We start from the raw sequence: 2,205 nt of genomic DNA, 5'->3' as shown, positions 1-2,205 counted from the left end.
GGAAGGACTGTCTCTGCTCGTATGCCGCCTCGGATTCGGCCGGCAGGGGTTCGATACCGGCCACAGCGGCCTCGAAGGCCCGCTGGTACGCCTGAAGGAGTGCGGATCGCGTGGACTGCGCTCGCAACGAAGCGTAGGCTTCCTCGTATATTCGCGCCACTTCTACCTGCTTGTTGGCGACACAGTCACGCCACCGGTGATCCGCGCCACCGAACATGCTCGATTTCCTTGCGTTGCGGAAGGCACCGGCACACTCGGCGAGAGCACGCTGGCTTGCGTTGCGGTAGGCATCGACGCTCGTGGAGGAAAATGCTGCACAGGCAATGCCACTGTGCGTCCCGACGAACAGTGCGCCCAGGCCGAGAACGAGCGTGCGGCGTTTCGAAACTGCCATGACGTGAGCGCGAGAACGGGCCGGCTGGCGATGGCCTCGGCATCGTGCAGAGGCGAAGCTCCAGCGAGGCCAGCGTCTCCCAACGCGCCAATTTCTCCTCCAATTGGGGGATGCTAGCACGTTGGTTGAGCTTCGGCGGGCGCCGAATGCTAACTGGTTTCCTTGCTCGACGCTGCGGCCTGGCTCGCTACCACGGTCGTTGGCGGCAGGCTCACGGTGAACGTGCTCCCGGCACCGGGGCGGCTGACCACTTGCAGTTTCGCACCCAGCAACGCGCTCATGCGGCGCGAAATCGCCAGGCCCAGCCCCCAGCCGCTGCCTCCTTGGGCCGGCGCGTGGTCTTCCTGCGCGAAGTCGCCGAAGATGCGTTCGATGTTTTCCGGCTGGATGCCGCAGCCCGTGTCCTTGACGCTCACGCACACCGTGCCTTCCTGCGTCACGCGCGCGGCCAGGGTGACGCCGCCCACCGCCGTGAACTTGATGGCGTTGTTGACCAGGTTGCCCAGGATGCGTCCGAGTTTCACCTTGTCCGTGCGCAGCACGAGCGGTTGACCGGAAAGTTCGAGGACGAGGTCCAGCCCTTTTGCATCCGCCAGCGGGAGCAGCCGTTGCTGCACTTGCGCCAGCAGCTCCTGCAGGCTGAACTCCGCGGGGTGGACCGCCATCAGGCCGGAATCGAAGGAGGCCATGTCCATCACCTCGGCGAGCAGTTCGACGACCGACAGGGCCTGCGACTGCACCCGCTGCGCCATGACGGGAATGCGTTGTCCCAGCGCCGGCGTCTGCGCCGCGCGCCGGATCACCTCCGCCGCCAGCGTGATCGCCTGCAGCGGCGAACGGATGTCGTGCGAAATGGCGGCCAGCATCCGCGTCTTGCGCATGCTGATCTCTTCCAGCTCGTCGCGGCGCTGCTGCAGCTCGAGGTTCTGCCGCACGATCGCTTCCCTTTGCAGCGTCATCTGCCGGTTGGCTTCCTCCAGTTGCGCGTTCTTCTCCTCGATGGCGTGGTCGCGGGCCGCGATGACGCGCAAGGCGTGGATCCAGCCGTGCAGGATGGCCGCCGTGAGCAGGATGGTCAGCGCAGCCAGTGCGCGATCGACGAGATACGGCTCGACCGTCCTGGCGAGTCCGCCCGTGAGCTGCACCGGCTGGCGAACGGAGGGGATCTGGATGACGTAGACGGAGAACGTAACGACGGTGAGTGCGCAGGCCAGCGTCCACAGCAGCCGCCGGCTGCCGGATGCAGCGGCGAAGACGAGCGGCAGGCTGTACACGACAGCCATGTTCAGCTCGATCCAGGTGCCGAAGTCGGCCAGGACCAGGCTGATCGCAAGCAGCACCGCCAGCGTGGCCGCCATCGGGCCCGGATGGATCAGTGCCGTCTCGAGTTTGGGGCTCGCGACGGGCGCCGGTGCGCCGGTGCTGCGGGGTGGATCCATCATGGCGCGCTTCCTTGGGCCTCCAGGCCCGGATTCGCACGGCCGATGCCGGCACCCGGCTCGCGGCTGCGCCGATACGGCACCTTGCCTGCGCGCACGTCCTCGTACCACCAGGCGTGGTGCTCCTGCGCCCAGGGCTCGTTGACGTAGCCGTGCCGCATCGCCGTGTAGGCGCCGCGGAAGCCCACGGTGCCGACATAGATGTGCACGAACAGGATCACCAGCATCAATGCCGCGGCCGTGGCGTGGATCATGTTGGTCACCTGCATGGTCTGGCGGTCGTACAGCAGGTTCGGGATCAGCTTGTCCATCACCAGCCCGGAGCCGACCACGATCACGCCCAGCAGCAGGGTGCCGAACCAGAAGATCACC

At 66.6% G+C, this 2,205-nt stretch carries 2 protein-coding genes and 1 pseudogene; all 3 read right to left on the bottom strand.

Annotation, left to right across the window (positions count from 1 at the left end; translation table 11 throughout):
* On the bottom strand, window positions 1–394 hold a 394-nt coding region (locus tag VFM98_RS06415; RefSeq protein ID WP_325109075.1), incomplete at its 3' end, for a hypothetical protein.
* Between the two features lie 149 nt (window positions 395–543).
* Window positions 544–1,836, bottom strand: coding sequence for a HAMP domain-containing sensor histidine kinase (locus tag VFM98_RS06410; RefSeq protein WP_325109073.1), 1,293 nt, complete (start codon window positions 1,834–1,836; stop codon window positions 544–546).
* Window positions 1,833–2,205, bottom strand: a pseudogene (locus VFM98_RS06405) (formate dehydrogenase subunit gamma); the annotation flags it as partial. The pseudogene VFM98_RS06405 and the gene VFM98_RS06410, both read right to left, overlap by 4 nt.

Source organism: Ramlibacter sp. (assembly GCF_035706265.1).
GTDB lineage: Bacteria > Pseudomonadota > Gammaproteobacteria > Burkholderiales > Burkholderiaceae_C > Ramlibacter.
The sequence above is the reverse complement of the archived record's forward strand: the minus strand, read 5'-3'. Positions and strand labels throughout refer to the sequence as shown.

What these genes read in the sequence shown, in the direction of transcription:
- VFM98_RS06410 (WP_325109073.1), bottom strand. Translation starts at nt 1,836, where the DNA reads ATGATGGATCCACCCCGCAGCACCGGCGCACCGGCGCCCGTCGCGAGC.